General features: G+C 53.1%; 9 protein-coding genes and 7 tRNA genes. 6 read left to right on the top strand and 10 right to left on the bottom strand.

Annotated elements, in window-relative coordinates; translation table 11 throughout:
- Positions 1-21: 21 nt before the first annotated feature.
- Positions 22-2,487, top strand: a complete 2,466-nt coding sequence (gene mrcB, locus EA58_RS04560) for a penicillin-binding protein 1B (protein ID WP_081819552.1) — start codon at positions 22-24, stop codon at positions 2,485-2,487.
- Between the two features lie 30 nt (positions 2,488-2,517).
- On the opposite strand, the gene EA58_RS04555 is transcribed toward mrcB, so the two are convergent.
- The 4 genes from EA58_RS04555 to EA58_RS04540 all read right to left on the bottom strand — a co-directional run bounded on the left by EA58_RS04555 (position 2,518) and on the right by EA58_RS04540 (position 4,438).
- The gene (locus EA58_RS04555; protein ID WP_036749479.1) at positions 2,518-3,783 is read right to left on the bottom strand and encodes an HD-GYP domain-containing protein; all 1,266 of its coding nucleotides are present in this window, start codon (positions 3,781-3,783) and stop codon (positions 2,518-2,520) included.
- A 243-nt stretch (positions 3,784-4,026) separates the two neighbouring features.
- A tRNA-Thr gene (locus EA58_RS04550) sits at positions 4,027-4,102 on the bottom strand.
- A gap of 139 nt (positions 4,103-4,241) precedes the next feature.
- Positions 4,242-4,317 (bottom strand) — tRNA-Asn (locus EA58_RS04545).
- A gap of 45 nt (positions 4,318-4,362) precedes the next feature.
- Positions 4,363-4,438 (bottom strand) — tRNA-Phe (locus EA58_RS04540).
- 456 nt (positions 4,439-4,894) lie between these two features.
- On the opposite strand from EA58_RS04540, the gene EA58_RS04535 reads away from it, so the two are divergent.
- The 5 genes from EA58_RS04535 to EA58_RS04515 all read left to right on the top strand — a co-directional run bounded on the left by EA58_RS04535 (position 4,895) and on the right by EA58_RS04515 (position 13,523).
- Positions 4,895-6,931: a prolyl oligopeptidase family serine peptidase gene (locus EA58_RS04535; RefSeq protein WP_161781016.1), complete on the top strand. Its 2,037-nt coding sequence runs from the start codon at positions 4,895-4,897 to the stop codon at positions 6,929-6,931.
- A 164-nt stretch (positions 6,932-7,095) separates the two neighbouring features.
- Positions 7,096-9,198, top strand: a complete 2,103-nt coding sequence (locus EA58_RS04530) for a TonB-dependent hemoglobin/transferrin/lactoferrin family receptor (RefSeq protein WP_412177936.1) — start codon at positions 7,096-7,098, stop codon at positions 9,196-9,198.
- A 12-nt stretch (positions 9,199-9,210) separates the two neighbouring features.
- On the top strand, positions 9,211-11,484 hold the full coding sequence (locus tag EA58_RS04525; RefSeq protein WP_036749474.1) for a proprotein convertase P-domain-containing protein: 2,274 nt from the start codon (positions 9,211-9,213) through the stop codon (positions 11,482-11,484).
- Between the two features lie 21 nt (positions 11,485-11,505).
- Positions 11,506-12,945 (top strand): Lcl domain-containing protein, encoded by a 1,440-nt coding sequence (locus EA58_RS04520; protein WP_036749473.1) that lies wholly within the window; start codon positions 11,506-11,508, stop codon positions 12,943-12,945.
- 11 nt (positions 12,946-12,956) lie between these two features.
- Positions 12,957-13,523, top strand: coding sequence for an Lcl C-terminal domain-containing protein (locus tag EA58_RS04515; RefSeq protein ID WP_051641896.1), 567 nt, complete (start codon positions 12,957-12,959; stop codon positions 13,521-13,523).
- Between the two features lie 74 nt (positions 13,524-13,597).
- Here EA58_RS04515 and EA58_RS04510 read toward each other — a convergent pair whose 3' ends face one another.
- The 6 genes from EA58_RS04510 to EA58_RS04485 all read right to left on the bottom strand — a co-directional run bounded on the left by EA58_RS04510 (position 13,598) and on the right by EA58_RS04485 (position 17,408).
- Positions 13,598-15,223, bottom strand: coding sequence for a methyl-accepting chemotaxis protein (locus EA58_RS04510; protein ID WP_036749471.1), 1,626 nt, complete (start codon positions 15,221-15,223; stop codon positions 13,598-13,600).
- A gap of 259 nt (positions 15,224-15,482) precedes the next feature.
- The gene (locus EA58_RS04505; protein WP_051641895.1) at positions 15,483-16,649 is read right to left on the bottom strand and encodes a lytic polysaccharide monooxygenase; all 1,167 of its coding nucleotides are present in this window, start codon (positions 16,647-16,649) and stop codon (positions 15,483-15,485) included.
- Positions 16,650-16,917: 268 nt separating this feature from the next.
- Positions 16,918-16,993, bottom strand: a tRNA-Asn gene (locus tag EA58_RS04500).
- Positions 16,994-16,999: 6 nt separating this feature from the next.
- Positions 17,000-17,075: transfer RNA gene (locus EA58_RS04495), tRNA-Phe, on the bottom strand.
- Between the two features lie 138 nt (positions 17,076-17,213).
- Positions 17,214-17,289: transfer RNA gene (locus EA58_RS04490), tRNA-Asn, on the bottom strand.
- Positions 17,290-17,332: 43 nt separating this feature from the next.
- A tRNA-Phe gene (locus EA58_RS04485) sits at positions 17,333-17,408 on the bottom strand.
- Positions 17,409-17,420 lie beyond the last annotated feature (12 nt).

Here is a 17,420-nt window from a genome sequence, read left to right as displayed (position 1 = left end):
TCTGAACACAAAGATATCATGATGACCCAAGAGCCTAAGCGCCGTCAGGCAGCGCCGAAACAGCCCAGTGAGAAAAAACCGAGCCGCCGGAAACCCGCCGGCATAAAAAGTGCGCCGGCGAAACGCGGAACGAAAAAGTCTTCGGCGGGCAGTCAGTCAGCAAAGACATCAACGAAGACATCTGCGAAGCAATCGGGCAAGAAAAAAGCCTCCGGCAGACGCTGGTCCCGATTCGGGCGCTGGATGTTTTTCTCCGCACTGAAGCTGGGACTGGCGATTCTGGCGGTTGTGTTTGTGATGGGGATTTATCTCGATACCCTGGTGCGGGATAAATTTGACGGCCAGTTGTGGGACCTGCCAGCGGTGGTTTATGGCCGGGTGCTGGATCTGCAGCCGGGGCAGGCAATCACGCTGAGCGAAGTACGCCGGGAACTGGATGCGCTGCAATATCATAAAGTCCGCACGCCGCAGCGGGCGGGGGAGTATTCAGCATCTTCCACCCGGATTGAGCTGATCCGCCGTCCATTTGAATTTGAAGACGGTTATGAAAGCCAGCGCCATGTCATGCTCACCTTCGATGACAGTGGGCTGAGTAAGGTGTTCGATTTGGGTCGGGAGAAGTCGCTGGGCTATTTACGCATTGAACCCAAGATGCTGGGCATGCTGGGCACCAAAGAAGGCGAGCAGCGAATTTTCACGCCGCGAAAAGAGTTCCCGGAAGTGCTGATTGATGCCCTGCTGGCGACTGAAGACCGGGATTTTTACCATCACAGTGGTGTTTCGCCGCTGGCGATATTGCGTGCAGCCGTGGTCAACCTGAAAGCCGGACGAACCGTGCAGGGTGGCAGTACGCTGACGCAGCAGCTGGCGAAGAACATCTTTCTGACCCGTGAACGTTCTCTGTGGCGGAAAATTCAGGAAGCTTACATCGCCGTCATCATTGACTATCGCTACAGCAAGGATCGGATCCTCGAAGCTTATCTCAACGAAGTTTATCTTGGCCAGAGCAGTGGCCGTGAGATTCATGGTTTTGGTCTTGGCGCACGTCTGTATTTTGGCAGACCTCTGCAGGAGCTGCGGATTGATCAGTTGGCGATGCTGGTGGGGATGGTCAAAGGGCCGTCTTATTACAACCCCTGGCGTCATACTGAGCGTGCCCGGGAGCGACGGGATCTGGTGCTGCGGCTGATGCTGGATCAGGGCATTCTTACCGGTCCGGAATACGAACAGGCGGCGACCCGCAAACTGGATGTGCAGAAGCAGGCGGTGATTGCCAGTCGTCAGCCAGCTTATTTCCAGCTGCTACAACGTGAATTGACGGAAAAAGTGGGCAATCGCTTTACGCCGGGCGTGGGGCTGCGGATTTTCAGTACACTGGATCCGGTGTCGCAGCAGGAAGCAGAACGGGCGGTGGCGCAATGGATCCCTGCCTTAGAGAAAAAAGTGGGTGGGGAGATTGAAACGGCCATGGTGGCAGTGGATCGTCATACCGGCGAAATCCGGGCCATGATTGGCGGCAGCCGCCCGGGCTACGCCGGGTTTAACCGGGCGCTGGAAGGTCGTCGTCAGATTGGTTCGCTGGTCAAACCTGCGGTTTATCTGAGTGCGCTGCGTCAGCCTGAGAAATACACCCTGGCATCCACACTGGATGACAAGCCGATTTTGCTGAAAGGGAATCAGGGGAGTGAATGGCGGCCGCAGAACTATGATCGGCAGTTTCGCGGCAAGGTGCCGCTTTACTATGCGTTGTCGCGCTCGCTCAATGTGCCGACCGTGAATCTGGGTTTGCAGGTTGGCCTGGACAATGTGATCACCACGTTGACAGAGTTGGGCGTTGCGAAAGACAAAGTGCCGCGCTTGCCGTCGATTCTGCTCGGGTCTTTCACCCTGACACCGTTTGAAGTCAGCCAGATGTATCAGAGCCTGACCAGTGGCGGACGGCGTGCAGAGCAGACGGCATTGCGCTCCGTCGTCGACAGGCAAGGGAAGATGCTGTACCGCCATATTCCATCTGGCCGTCAGGTCGTGCCGGAACAGGCCGCCTGGCTGACAACTTATATGATGAAGCAGGTGGTCAGTCAGGGAACGGGGCGTTATTTGCAATCGCGTTATGGCTGGGCCACGCTGGCGGGGAAAACCGGTACCACAGATGATACCCGGGACAGCTGGTTTGTTGGTGCAGATGGCCGGGAAGTGGTCACGGTCTGGATGGGCCGGGATGACAACAAACCCGTCAAATTGACGGGTGCCAGCGGGGCGCTGCGTTTGTACAGTGGCTATCTGGAGCGGCGTCAGCCGGAGCGGTTACGGCTCAGCTGGCCACAGAAACTGAGTACGCTGAAATATCACCGGCTGTCAGACGGAACGCTGGGGCTGGACTGCCGGGGCGATCAATCCCTGCCGGTCTGGGACCCATCGGGGCAGCTGGCAACGCAGTGCCGCGAAAGCAAACCGGAAGGTTGGCTGAAAGAGATGTTCAGCTGGTAGGGGAGCCTGCCAGCTGTTTCGTGTTTTGAGCTACTTTTCTGGATCAAAGTAATAGGAAATCCGGGTCCGAGGGTTGAGATACTGACGAATTGGCTCGGGCAGTTTGTTTGGCAAAATGGCCCGTTCTATCGTTAGTTCACTCTCTTCTAAATCCAGAATGGGTGCTTCATTGGAAGGGACGCTGGGCTCGTACAACAGAATGTTGGGGTAGAGCAGGCGTTTGGCATTCACGGAAATGACCATGCCGACCTGCTGATTCGACAGGAGTACGACACTACCCGGCGGGTAGACACCCATCATCCGAACCAGCAGCGCGATATATTCTTCGCTGTACTGACCTTTTTTGTGCTTGAACAGGTAGGACAGCGCACTGTACGGAATTCTGGCTTTGCTGGGATCCAGCGGATGACACAGATTGTCGTATGCGTTGACGACTGCCACCAGCTGGGCAAAGCGGTTGATCTGGTTGCCTTTGAGTCCCATCGGATAACCGCTGCCATCAATCAGCTCATGATGCTGGCTGAGAATCGGTTTTGCAGCATCCGGAAAGTGCTCACTTAATTGTGCTAATTCCAGGCTGTATTTGGGGTGCAATTTGAGAAAATTTGCTTCTGGCTCAGTCAGGGGCGTAATTTTCCGAAGGATATGGGTAGGAATTTTCTGCTTGCCGATATCGTGGAATAAGGCACCCAAGGTGATGGTTTTGATATCGCTTGCCGGCATCCCGTTTGATTTGGCCAGCAGCATCGACAGAACGGCAACGTTCATGGAGTGATAGTAAATATCTTCAGATTCTTGCGCGTCACTCATGAGGTGCAGGGCCAGATTATCGTTATCCAGCAATGCATCGACCATATCATTCACCAGCTCTTTGGCGTCCTGAAAAGCAGTGACCGGGCGGCTTTTAATCTTCTGGGAAATGGAGCGTAATTTGGACAGGGAACGCTGAAAACTTTTCTCGCATTGCTGGAGGCTGCGTTTGTAGTTTTTCAGATGCTCAATCCGCCGTTGTTTTTCCCGCCATAACCTGTCGGTATGTTTATTGATAAACCGGGCTTCCTGTTCAGAGATTTCTGATGCTGCGCGGGTGACAGCTTCTGGTGACAAGGGTGGGTTATCACTCTTATCCGGATAGTGGAAAACAAATTTGAGGCCCAGGTTACGGATCAGACGGATTTGATGTTCATCCTTAATCTTAAAATGATTCAGCATGAAGGGATGCTCCGTCCATTGAAGCGGCAATTTGATATAAAGGCCTGGTGTTAAACACTCGGTGGGGAGTTTTACGTTTGTCATTACCTTTTTCTGTACATTCGCTTTTCAGGCCGGCGATAGACGGCATGCCCGGTTATTGTCATGCTGCGACAGTGGGGTTGGGCTGGTGAGAATTGCCGTATCAGAGACAAGATTATTTATCATAATACTGACCTGAAATCGATTAATAAGAATACCGTCAGTAAAAAATTGGGCTGAATATCGTGAAAAATTCGCCAAAGGAATATGGGTAAAAAAAACCTCGCGGACGCGAGGTTTAAAAGATGGTGCCGACTACCGGAATCGAACTGGTGACCTACTGATTACAAGTCAGTTGCTCTACCTACTGAGCTAAGTCGGCTTTTTTTGTTCTTAAGTTATTCTTAAAAACGAATTTGGCTCCCCCTGCTGGACTTAACGCGGCCGGCCAGGCCAGCGACATTGAGCACAACGTGCTCACCAGATTGGAGGCCATACACTGTCGTAACAATGTACTAAATTGGCTCCCCCTGCTGGACTTGAACCAGCGACATACGGATTAACAGTCCGCCGTTCTACCGACTGAACTAAGGGGGAATTGTTCTTTCTTATGACGTTACCAGAACACCATAAATCAAATCATGGTGCCTCGAGGCGGAATCGAACCACCGACACGAGGATTTTCAATCCTCTGCTCTACCGACTGAGCTATCGAGGCAACGAGGCGCATTAAAAAGGTTTTCCTCGTTATCGTCAACGGTTTTTTAGAAAAAAAAGTGCAACATTCCTTTTTTTGTTCTGATTGTCCGTATTTTGAACTTTATTGACCAAATTAACCGAAGTGGGGTGGGGAATGATTCGGTTGATTTGTTTCGTGAGCAGCGATTTCTCATGTTGTTTTATTTAATGAGGATCCGGATATGCTGTCTGAGTGTGATTTTCTGGTTGTTTTTTATGCTGCCTTGTTCGTCCCTACCTATATAACGTGATCTAGATCACCTTACATACTTATTTTGTAAATATAAATGAAACTGATAATTGATCTCATTACTGGTTGTCGGCATGATGTGCGCCCTGTTTAGTGTGCAGAAAAATGCTACTTCTGATTGAGTTGTAAATAGGTTGTCGTTTGGGAATGAATGGTTTCTCGATAGGTATGTTGATGCAGGGCGTGGTGAGTCTATTTTTGGCTCTGCCTGCATGTGCGGTTGATCTTACTGATTCTGTCACACCGACTTCAGCGCTGAGTCAGCAGACTTCGGATGAATGGCTGCGTGATGATTCGCGGCAATCAGCACGGGTGCTGGATTTTCTGCGTGCTGAAAATCAGCAAACAGCACACACGCTGGCACCACAGTTGCCGCTGGAGCAAGCCTTACTGACAGAATGGCAATCCCGACAGGCCGATATTGCCGAGCGGCCATGGCATCTTGCCGGGCAGTACAATTACCGGTTCAGTCACGGGCAGTTGTTACGGCAGGAAGCGCAGAGCGGTTTGGTCACGACAGTTGCTGATTTGAGCAAACGCAGCCAGGATTCAGATTACTACCACCTTGGAAGCTGGCAGGTTAGTCCGGATCATCGCACACTGGCGATCACTGAAGATCGTCGCGGGGACCGGAATTACAGTCTGACCGTGATTGATCTGAACAATGGTCAGGTCAAGGCGAGGCTGTCTGAAACGGTTTCCACGGATCTGGCCTGGAGTCAGGACAGTCAAAGTCTGTACTTTGTAGAGAATGAATCCGGGACTTACCGACCGTTTCAGGTGATACGCTGGTCTCAGACAACGGCGAAACAAGAAAAAGTCTTCAGTGAGGACAATCCGGCCTGGCTGGTTTCTGTGTACGCTGCAACAGCTGATCAATATCTGATCATTCAGTCAAATAATCACAACACCAGCGAGCAACTGCTGATAGACAGCAACAGTGGAAGACGGCTGACCCTGATCCGCCCGCGTGAGGCCGGCATTGAATATTATGCCGACGTTCGTCATGGCCGCTTATTCCTGTCCAGCAACCTGAACGGCGACTTTGCGCTGTACCAGACATCATTCGATCAGACAGATATGGCGCGTCAGATGGCATGGCAGCCGATCTGGAAACCGGATCAGATGCAGCACATCAAGAACTGGCTGTTGTTTCCGGAGCACATTGTACTGGAAGTGACCGCGCAGCATCTCAGCCGTCTGGTGGTGCTGAACTATCAGGGCACAGTGCTGAAGGATACCGTGATCACTCCTGCCGGCGGCGTCGCCTGGCTGTCGGGCAATACGAACCGTTATGGTCAGTCGGTGATGATCCGAAGGATGTCGATGACACAACCGCCACAGTGGCAAGCTTTCGATCTGAAGCAGCAGACCCTCAAGGTTGTGGCAGAAGACCGTTATCCGAATCTTGAACCAGCCAATTACCGGACGGAACAAATTCAGGTTCGCCACAATGGCGTTTCTGTCCCGGTCACACTGGCATACCGTGCAGACCGTCTTACCCAAACATCTCCGGTGATTCTTTATGGCTATGGCGCTTACGGCACCCCGGTTCGCCCTTATTTCATGCCGCAAATCATCAGTTTGCTGGATCGCGGGGCGATTTACGCGATTGCTCATGTCAGAGGCGGTGGCTACCTTGGACCGGACTGGTATGCACAGGGGAAAGGCGTTCAGAAACCCCATTCTTTCGATGATTTTCTGGCCGTTGCTGAAGTGATGAAAGCCTTCGGTCAGGGAAAAAATCGCCCGATCCTTGCCCTTGGCGGCAGTGCTGGCGGGACGCTGGTTGCCGGAGCGTTGAACCGACAGCCTGAACTGTTTGCCGGCGCTGTGCTTCAGGTGCCTTTTGTGGATGTGATCGCCACGATGTCTGATCCGAGCCTGCCGCTGACCCGCCAGGAATATGCGGAGTGGGGCGATCCCAGCGATCCGGCGCAACGCGCGGTGATGGCCAGTTACAGCCCGAATGACAATATTTCAGCTCAGGCTTATCCGCCAATGCTGGTGACCGCCGGGCTTTATGACACTCAGGTTCCCTACTGGGAGCCAGCCCGATGGGTGACGCGCGTGCGTGAGAACAGTCTGAATTCGGGGCCATATTTGCTTCAGACCGATCTGTCTGGTGGCCATCGTCAGGATGCCCGGCAGTCACAACAGCAACAAGCCCGGGAGTACGCCTTCCTGCTTCGTCTGGCACATTCCGAGACACCGTCTCCCTGATTTGAATTTGAATTTTTCCCGTCTAGCTTCGTTGGAAGCCGGAGGGGCTGCTTTTATCCGAAAAAAGCTTCCACCCGTTAATTTTGATGAGAACCGGAGTTTGCAACATGCAGTTAAAGCCTATCCCCCTGGCTTTGTATGCCTTGTCCAGTACCGCTGGCCTGATGAGTTTTCACGCTCTGGCTGCCCAGCAGTCAGACGCGAAAAAGATGGAGACCGTGGTTGTCACGGCAACCCGCATCGAGCAACCGCTGTCTGAAACCAACGGCTCTGTGGCCGTGATCACCAGTGAGGATATTGAGCGCGAGGGATCGACTGAACTGTATGACGTGCTGTCCCATGAACCGGGTGTGAGTGTCAGCGGTGGGGCCGGTCGCCCGCAGAATATTACGATCCGTGGCATGAGCGGTAACCGGATCGCGGTGATTAAAGATGGCGTGAAAGTTGCGGATGGTTATGGAGCCAGTGATATCAATGACGTGGCCGGCCATAACAGCTTTGATCTGGGCGATGTGAAGCAGATTGAAGTGGTGAAAGGGGCAGACTCGTCGCTCTATGGCTCTGGCGCGATTGGTGGTGTCGTGGTGCTGACGTCGAAAACGCCGAGTGACTATCTGGGCAGCGACGATCGTTATGTCGGCCTGGAAGGGGGATATTCAGGCATTAGTGACAAATATACCTCGACGCTGACCACGGCAGCGCGCTTGGGTGACACGGCGCATCTGGTGCGTGTCAGCTACTGGCAGGGCAGCGAGACCAAAAACCACGCTCAGTCACTGTATGTTCGTGATGTGGACGGGATCAATGCAGCGCTGACCAGTGAATGGTTCCTCAATGACAGCTGGCTGCTGAAAGGGAAGGTGGATTACTACAATCAGCAGTTACGCCGGGAGCAGGGAATTGCCCCGACTCAGATGGACGGCGGTGGCTGGGAAGCGACGTCGTTTCTGGAAGAAGGAGATACCACCACGTTGTCCGTGCGGGCAGGGGCTGAGTGGGAAGGCGAAAGGTTGCTGGCCGATCAGGCCGATATCAATCTGTATTACCGTCAGACCGACACTTCCAGCAATAAAGATGTCACCATGCAGCGCACACAGGAAGGGCTGGTGTTCAAACGTCGCCAGTCTGAAAACCGGGCATTCAATGATCACCTGATCGGACTGTCGGCCGATCTGCAAAAGCAGGCCACTCACGGCGATGTTGAACATCGATTTGCCTGGGGTGTTGCACTGGAAACCATGCTGCATGAGCGCCCGATCAATGTGCGCATCGTCGACTGGACCGGCGACATGCTGAAGGACTCGGAGCCTTTCGCGACTGCCAGAACACACACCCTTGGGGTGTATGTGCATGATGACATTCGCTGGGGCAAATGGAATCTGGCGCCGGGTCTGCGTTTCGACGTGCAGCAGATGTCGTCTGAGGTGGATGACAGCATTGGCGGATATCCACTTCATGAGCTGAACAGCAGCGAGCTTTCTCCGAGCCTGTCTCTGGCTTATCAATGGACGCCGGAACTGAATACTTACCTGAGTTATACCCATGGTTTTCTGGCACCGTCTTATGCCAAGGCGTACGGTTTTGTGCCACACCTGTCGAGCGATCTGGGGAATTTCGTGATTCGCCCGAATGCGGATCTGGATGCAGAAACCAGTGACAACCTGGAGCTGGGTGCTAAATATGACGACGGCCAGTTGGCTGTCTATGGTGCGCTGTTCTATTCCGTCTTCGATAACTTTATCAGCGAAAAAACCATCGGCTGGAATGAAGCCGGGAAATATGCCGAAGTGCAGTACCAGAATCTGGACGGGGTGAAAACCTATGGTGCTGAGCTGACCGTCAGCTATTGGCTCAGCGACCGTCTGAATCTGGCCAGCAAGTTGGGCATTGTTGACGGTGAAGACGAGCATGGTGAGTCAATTCGTACCCTGACGCCGCTGGAAGGCAATACCATGCTGATGTATCAGCAGGATAGCTGGGATGGCTTTATGCGTGTCAATTACGCCGGTGCCATGGATAAAGTGCCGAGCTGTCAGGATGACCTGGGGATGCGCCAAACCTGTGCCACTACCGCAGGCTGGATGACGGTTGATGCAGGGATGGGCTATGACTTGACGCCGGATTTCCGTGTTAACGCGGCGGTGCATAACCTGTTTGATCGCGAATACACCCGGTATCAGGACGTGGCCGGTGTGACGAAAGCACAAACGACCTTTTCAACAGAGCCGGGCCGCTATTTCAGTGTGAACGCGAAGTACCGTTTTTAAAGGGACATGGAGATGAAACGATACTTACTGACGGCAGCAGCCCTTTTCTGTACACAGACTCAGGCCCAGCACCTGATTTACCCGCTGGACACCACTGCGATTCCCGACAGCGATGCTGCACTGGCGTATGTACAGTCACGCTACCCGCAGACGGACACACTGGTGTTACGTGCGACCCGGCAAACCCTGCTGGGGACGCATTATCACTTTGTGCAGCAGAATGCTTCAGGCCAGCCTTGTGAAGGCGCAATGGTTGTGACGACAGATCAGCATGGTCAGCTTTACCGCCTGTTTAATACCTTGCTGGACGACACGGCAAACTGTGCACTGAATGTGCCATTGCAGCCTCGGAAGCACGCGTTGCTGACACCGCCGCAGGGAGAGATTGTTCAGACCCGCATGACGGTGTTTGACCCGGATCCACGTACAGCGACGGGCCGTGCGATCGAAGAAGAGCATACGGCCGTGGATGACATTGTCATTCCGGCAGCAGCTTATACCACAGTGTCCGGCGTTGAGGTGACGCGTCAAGACGGCAAGTTGTACCTGATGAATGATCGGGTGATGGCGGTGGACATTGTGACAATGGAAGCGCTGGACGTCGGTCCGAAACAGGGACTGGTTTCCGTCACAGAGGGGCAGCCGTTTGATTTCACTCGGCAGTTTGCAGCCTTTCGGGACGTGAATGCGTTTTATCATCTGGATCATTCGCTGCAATATCTGGCCAGCCTGGGATTCAGTGGTGAGCGGGCTCTGTTTACTGAGCCGCTGAAAATTGATGCGCAGGGCCAGAATACCAATAACTCGACCTATCTTGACGATGTCAGCATCCTGTCGATGGGCGTAGGTGGTGTGCCGGACAGTGAAGATGCAGACGTGGTACTGCATGAGTTTGGTCATGCGATCAACGCGATGCTGGTGCCGGACTGGAAAGGCGGAGACACCGGCGCGATAGGTGAAGGTTTCGGGGATTACTGGGCCGGAGCTTACAGCTTCTGGGTCCAGCGCAATCGTGATGAGCGCTTTGAACTGGATGTGTTTGCCAACTGGGATGGCGCAGCCGGCGCAGTGAAATCCCGTCGTTCTCTGCATGATGACGATGCTCGTTATGACCGTGAGATGGAATATCGTGCCCATATCTCTGTGGCCGGCACGCTGGGGGATGAGTTGTGGTCGACGCCACTGTTTCAGACCCTGAAGCAGGCGGAAGCGGTTTATGGTGAAGTGGCTTTTGATGAATTCAACCGGGTGGTGCTGGAAGGCATGGCCGGGATGGGCTTTGGCATGAAGATGGACGATCTGGCCCGTTCCACGGTTGATGCGGCCCAGCGTCTCTATCCGCAGAAATCCTATGCCGAGTGGCTGGAAAGCCGTTTTCAGCATCACAGTATTCTGAAAGAAGCGGTTGTTCTGGCCCAGACGACGTCAGCGCTGGCGGTGACGAAGCAAGATCTGACGGATTTATCTGTCGCGCTGGTTAATGACAGTGATCAGACACTGGCTGCTTTGAGCGCTCAGTTGTCCATGCCTGCGCTGAACTGGCATCAGCAGGTGCAGGCAACGCAGGTTGAGCCTGGTGCTGTGACTGAGGTCAATGAAGCCATTCAGGTCCCTTCTTCGCTGCAGTGCGGGGAAGCCATTCAACTGACCGCAGAGATCACAGTGACGCAGGATACGGCCCAGACATCCCGTTACAGTCAGCAGCAGCTGAATTTTACCTACGGCGTGCCGACGCTGTCGCAGCCATTGAAAGCGCTGAATGAAGCCTTGTCAGATGCCCGTCAGATTAATGAAGGCGGCAAGATCCTGTTGGGTGAATCCATGTATGCGCTGACGGTGCCAGCGGGTGCCGGACAGATATCCGATGACTTTGGCATCCAGCTGTCTGTGTCGCATCCGCGTTTCTCCGATCTGCTGGTGGTGGTTCGTACGCCGTCAGGCCGGAGTTTCCCGCTGATGACCTATCAGTCTTTCCCCCTGAAAGAAAAAACCTACACCTTTACTCCCCGGAATACACCGGCGCTGTCGGAACTGGTGGGGGAAGCGATGACGGGCAACTGGGTGCTGGAAGTGACCGACCGGGTGACAGGGCAGAGCGGCACGATCAAATCCTGGGGTGTCGGCACTGTGACCGGGTATGACTGCGGTAATGCAGATACCGTCCAACCGAATAAAGACAACACAGCAAAACCAGACAACCAAGGCACATCCGGCGGGGGTTCGCTCGGGGTGTTGAGCTTGCTGTTTTGCCTGACGATGGCGCTGGCAAGACGCCGCCCATTTTAATTCGAAAGAAGTGAGAATCAGATGAAATCAATCCAACTTGCGGTCTTGCCAGTTGCGCTGACCGTGGTTCTGAGCGGATGTAATGGCTCGGACAGCAACTCAAGTGATCAGAGTCAGCCAGTCTATGAGATCAGCGGCCGTGTTTCGTCGGCAACAGTTGATGTCCCCATGACGGTGTGTGCCGATATCAATCGCGACTGGACGTGTAGTGCCGATGAACCGTCGGTCAAAGCTACGCAATATAACTTTACCCTGACCAGTACAGACATTCGGGTGAAAACATCGCCTTTGCTGGTACAGGCTGCGCCTGTGGTTGCAGCCCGCTCAACAGCACCGGCTGCGCTGAATCTGGCTGCGCCGGCAGCACGTGAAAATGCGTTCACCCTCGTCAATGGTGTCACGACGCTGGTGGTGGGTGAAATGATGTCCGGTGCCAGCCTGAATACGGCGGTTGTCTCGGTGACCCAAAATCTGGAAGCACTGGGGATCACGCCACCGTCTAATCTGCTGGTCAATAGTGATGATGCCGCGTTGGCCGCGCTGGATAGCAAACTGCTGAGCCATTTCAGCCAACTGAGCGCCCGCAGCACGGATTATGGCGTTGTGGTGGCTGGTGTTGCCAAAGGTCTGAACGTGTATGGCGCTGATCTGCTGGCGGACTCACTGGCTGAAGAAAAACTGCAGAAAATCCTTTCACTGGGTCAGATGGCGGTCAGACAGCTCAATGATACCGGTATGGTTCAGCACCTGAACCTGTCGACGGGGGCTTTATCAAATCAGCCGGATCCCGGTGCACCGGATCAGGATGCCAGTTTCGGACTGGACGTGACTGATGGCGGTTTTCAGTTGACGAAGCTCGATGCCAAAGGTCAGGCGTTGCCTGAAAACAGCAAGACCTGGCAGTGTGTGAAAGATGAGCGTACCGGTCTGATTTGGGAAATCAAACTGGATGACCCAAGCGCATTCCGTGACAAACACCGCCTGTTTGCACTGGAAACGGACACCATCAAGCCGCATGCCGATGAAATTGCGCTGGCTTCATGTCGCTCAGATCATCTGGCAGCCTGCACCACACAGGAATACAGCCAGAAACTGAATGAATTGGCTTACTGCGGCAAAACCAACTGGCGGCTGCCGACTATGCACGAACAGTATGATCTGCTCGATTTCAGTGAAACAGCGACCGATGCGAAAGGCAATGTTTATGGCCTGACGGTGAAATTCTTCAATGATCTGTGGATCGGCAGTGATGACCTGCCTTATGGCTATTACTGGTCTTCGACGTTCCTGCGGACTGATCCGAATTATACCGAGGGCCGGGCGATTAGCCATCTGACACAGATGACACAAGCCGGAGGCGGTACGGGGCTGGGTGAACTCACCGCTTACTATGCGCCTTGTGTTGCGGGCGAAGAATGCCTTTCCCCGAATGTGATGGCTGTTCGAATGGTTGCGAAATAAGGAATAACACCATGTTGAAAAAGATAATTGGCACCATTTTCTGTGCGTTGGTTTGCTCAGCCAATGCGATGGCTGCAATGCAGTCGTGTGGCTTGGATCTGGAGGCAAGTGCGCCGGATATCCGTTTTCAGGACAATGGCAATGGTACGGTCACAGATTTGCAGACCAATCTGGTCTGGCGTCGTTGCCTGTTAGGGACACAGTGGAATTCACAGCAGCAGACCTGTGACGGAACACCGGAAGGGTACAGTTGGAAGAAGGCGCTGTTTCAGATCAACCTCAATGAGAAAAACGCGGTTGTTGATGGCGTGACGGGCTGGCGGATGCCGAATATCAAAGAACTGGTGAGTCTTCGGGAAGTGGCCTGTATTTCTCCGGCAGTGAACCTGAAGGCTTTTCCCGGTTTTATCAAAACGGAAGACGATAAGTACGCAACGACGAGTAATGTCTGGTCATCGACGCCTCACGCACAGAGTCAGAACATTCTGGTACTCGGTCTCAATGATGGCATGATCATCCATTATGGCGCTCAGGATGCTGATTTTGGTGTGCTGCTGGTGAGTGATAACGCGAGGTAATCATCGTCCGGCATCTTACTAAGACAAACCCCACAAAAGCGTGGGGTTTGTTGTATTCAGGGCAGGAATCAGGCTCAGGATTTCAGACTGAATTTTCCGGTCCAGGTCTCCAGCTCGTGATACAGACCCTGCAAAGATCGGGTGCTGTTGTGGCTCTGTCCCACGACTTCTGACAACTGACGGCCACTTTCTTCAATGGTGTTGATCCGGTTTGAGATATCGTCGCTGACCTGTGTCTGTTCCGCCGCTGCTGCGGCGATCTGGTGGCTCATTTCGGTGATACTCTCCAGTGCTGACACAATCTGTTGTAACGCTTGCGAAGCCTCTTGCGATTGCTGAACTGTGGTCTGGCTGGTTTCAGCACAGGTTTCCATCGTTTGAATCGCGTTGCGGGAGCCGCTCTGCAGACGGCTGATCATCTGCTGGATCTCTTTGGTGCTGTTTTGCGTTCTGCCAGCCAGATTCCGGACTTCATCGGCCACGACAGCGAAGCCTCGGCCCTGCTCGCCGGCACGAGCCGCTTCAATGGCTGCATTGAGGGCCAGTAAGTTGGTTTGTTCGGCAATATCACCGATCACATCCAGCACTCTGGCAATGCTGTTGACTTCAGTATCCAGGTGGGAGACGGCCTGACTGGCTGTGACCAGTTGATCGGCCAGTCCCTGAATGTTATCGACGGTCGACAGAATTAGTGTTTGCGTGACCTGGCTTTGCTGATCGGCTCGCTCGGTATTACTGGCTGTATCGCTGGCAGACTCCGCGACGTTGTTGGCTGATGAGGCCATTTCTGTCATCGCGGTGGCAATCATGGCGGTAGACTGTTGTTGATCGTCAGTCAGATTCGCAATGATTCCCGAGCGGGAGGATACGTGGTCAATCTCCTGACGCAGATCTATCATGGACTGTTTGAGGTGATTCACCAGCTCTGCCAGCGACAGGCTCATGGTCTGGACGGCATAGTAAATACTGCCGGGCGTCGCCCGGGTTTCAAAGTGGGTGGTGATCTTGCCGTCCGCGACTGCTTGCACGGCAGACTGGACCTCATCCGGCTCACCCCCCAGCAAATTGACAATACGTCTGCTGGCGATGAGTAGCACGGTCAGAATGGCCGCCGTAATGAAAAGACACAGGATCAACTGCCAGCCAGCAGTGGACCAGAAACGCTGGTTTACCTCGTTGAATCCAATGCCGGTGCCAACATACCATCCCCAGAGTGGCGTTCGCCGCGCAATCGAGAGTTTTTCCTCCACACTGCCGTCTGCCTGCTTCTGGGTCCAGGTATATTGCGCCAGCTTATCCCCACTGGCAGCCACTGCCTGTTTCAGGATATTGCCGACACTGTTGCCGTGGCCATCCTTGAAGTCGTGAAAGCTGGTTCCGTGTAGCTGGGGATCCAAGGGTGCTGCGATAAAGGTCAACTGGGCATCGGCGACATAAACATATTCGTTGTCTTTATAGACATTGTTTCGCAATAAACGGGTGGCCAGCGCTTTTGCCTGAGGCTCAGCCAGAATGCCTTCCTGCGCCATCTTTTCCAGTTCGATAATTGTGTTGTAGGTGCTGTTAAACAGCTGTGTGACCCTGGATTCATTATCCTGGTTGCTGGCCATACGCAGTGTCATCAGACCTGTGATCATGATGGCCAGCATGGCCGTCAGGATAACAGCGGATAACAAATAGGTTTGTGTCCTGAGTTTCATTCCCTGCTCTCTTGGTAATGCTGAAGAGACCCCCCGCGTGTACTTGCAGGGGGAGTTAATTTTCGACACGAAAATACTAGACTAGGTTAATAAACGTTCAGAGTGGAAATTTAACAAAATATGATCCCGGTTAAGAGGATTGAATCTGCCTGTTTACCAATGAAAAGAAATGTGAGTGGATAAAATGCGGAATATCATGCTGCCTGTTGCGTATTGAGCGGTACAGGTGGGTCACTTTCGACCCACCTGAAACTTGCGGTTAATTGAGCTGCCACACAGCGGATTGTCCGGGCTGCTCGCCTTTGGTCCACCATTTTGCAGTGTACAGCTTACCTTGATAGAGCACTTGATCACCGGCGACATAGACTTGATTTGGGTCCCAGTCTGGTGCCGCGGGTAAAAGTTTGATGTCTAACTGATAGCTATAATCTTTGTTCTTCAGGAAGACCTGATTGCCAAACAGATCCTGAGCATCGAATACGATACTGCCGTCTGCGGCTTGTTTACCGATCTGAACCTGCTGCGAATAGGTCAGATTGACGGTGTCAGCCAGACTGGAGGCCCAGACCGACTGCGCTTGGTTTGCAGCCGTGATGGCAATTTGTTCAGAAACCGTTTCGACACCATTCTGGTCAAAAATACGGAACCAGACGGTTTCGTCAGGCTGGGCGATATCCGTTGCTTTGACGAAAGCTCCCGCACTGGACCAGCCGCCGGGCTGGCCGTTATCCGAGCCTGCAAAACGAATGTCGATACAGTTGTAGAAACCTTCACCGGCTGGGTCATTGCGCTGCCAGCGGGCATACAGGATGGCATCACCGGTTCTCTCGGTCGGTAGGGTAATCGTCATCTGATAATACTTTTGCCCGTTGATGGTGGTGGTGGGAATGTTACCTACTTCGCCAACCAGCTCCAGATCCCCCCAGGCGAGCGACTGGGTCGCACTGTCAAATCCGGGCTTGGTCAGATAGAACTTCCAGAAACTTGGGTTGTGCGGTGTTTCAGCCCGATATAAAAGCGCTAACTGACCGTTGTTCGTCAGATCAATGGTTGTTTTCTGCCAGTAAGGCGAGGAGATATCCATGCCTGATTTTTTACTGTCTGCGGCTGAACACAGCGAACCATCAGGGATGGCCCGCTCGACAGCAGCCTGGTTGTGATAGTCCGACACTAATCTGGCAAATTCTGGTTTCTGAACAAAAGGGTACCAGCCAGACTGAACAAAGGCTGCCCGACATGCAGCATTGGGAATGGTTGAGCCATCCGTCGAATCCCAATAGCCGCCATCCAGATCACAAATTTGTTGTCTTGCCGGTGGATATTCCATATAGCCGTGTGCCAGAGCGGTTGTCGACAAGGAACTCAGTACTGAGCCAATCCCTAAGAACAAGAGTCCTTTCCTCCAAGAGGCATTTTGCAGCAACATTTTCTCTCCTTAATGATTTCAAATGCGCATGATTGCATTCAATGGTTTGGACGAGTTGCAGGCGACTGGCAATCGGAGGAATGTTAAGAAAGGAGGTGACTCAAAACCTTCCCTGTTTTTTTTCACTGCGTATTAAATACTTGAGATGAATCGCATGTTTTTTAAGCAGCGTAAAAAAGAACAGGGCAGATCAAACCTTTGAAGTGGATTGTGTTGCATCAGGTACAGATAAAGAAAAACCCCGGTCTTTCGACCAGGGCTTCTAAAGTGGCTCCCCCTGCTGGACTTGAACCAGCGACATACGGATTAACAGTCCGCCGTTCTACCGACTGAACTAAGGGGGAATTGTATGGTGCCTCGAGGCGGAATCGAACCACCGACACGAGGATTTTCAATCCTCTGCTCTACCGACTGAGCTATCGAGGCAGAGCAAAGATTAAAATCTTCGCTTTGCTGTTTGGCTCCCCCTGCTGGACTTAACGCGGCCGGCTAGGCCAGCGACATTGAGCACAACGTGCTCACCAGTTTGGAGGATATACACCGCATTATGGCAATGTATGAAATTGGCTCCCCCTGCTGGACTTGAACCAGCGACATACGGATTAACAGTCCGCCGTTCTACCGACTGAACTAAGGGGGAATTGTTCTTTATCGTGCTGTCATTGTGACACCACAATCAAATATGGTGCCTCGAGGCGGAATCGAACCACCGACACGAGGATTTTCAATCCTCTGCTCTACCGACTGAGCTATCGAGGCAGGGTAAAGCAA

Origin of the sequence: Photobacterium galatheae (assembly GCF_000695255.1) — a bacterium.
GTDB classification, from domain to species: Bacteria; Pseudomonadota; Gammaproteobacteria; order Enterobacterales; family Vibrionaceae; genus Photobacterium; species Photobacterium galatheae.
The sequence above is the reverse complement of the archived record's forward strand: the minus strand, read 5'-3'. Positions and strand labels throughout refer to the sequence as shown.

What these genes read in the sequence shown, in the direction of transcription:
- mrcB (WP_081819552.1), top strand. Translation starts at nt 22, where the DNA reads ATGACCCAAGAGCCTAAGCGCCGTCAGGCAGCGCCGAAACAGCCCAGT.
- EA58_RS04555 (WP_036749479.1), bottom strand. Translation starts at nt 3,783, where the DNA reads ATGACAAACGTAAAACTCCCCACCGAGTGTTTAACACCAGGCCTTTAT.
- EA58_RS04530 (WP_412177936.1), top strand. Translation starts at nt 7,096, where the DNA reads ATGAGTTTTCACGCTCTGGCTGCCCAGCAGTCAGACGCGAAAAAGATG.
- EA58_RS04525 (WP_036749474.1), top strand. Translation starts at nt 9,211, where the DNA reads ATGAAACGATACTTACTGACGGCAGCAGCCCTTTTCTGTACACAGACT.
- EA58_RS04520 (WP_036749473.1), top strand. Translation starts at nt 11,506, where the DNA reads ATGAAATCAATCCAACTTGCGGTCTTGCCAGTTGCGCTGACCGTGGTT.
- EA58_RS04515 (WP_051641896.1), top strand. Translation starts at nt 12,957, where the DNA reads ATGTTGAAAAAGATAATTGGCACCATTTTCTGTGCGTTGGTTTGCTCA.
- EA58_RS04510 (WP_036749471.1), bottom strand. Translation starts at nt 15,223, where the DNA reads ATGAAACTCAGGACACAAACCTATTTGTTATCCGCTGTTATCCTGACG.
- EA58_RS04505 (WP_051641895.1), bottom strand. Translation starts at nt 16,649, where the DNA reads ATGTTGCTGCAAAATGCCTCTTGGAGGAAAGGACTCTTGTTCTTAGGG.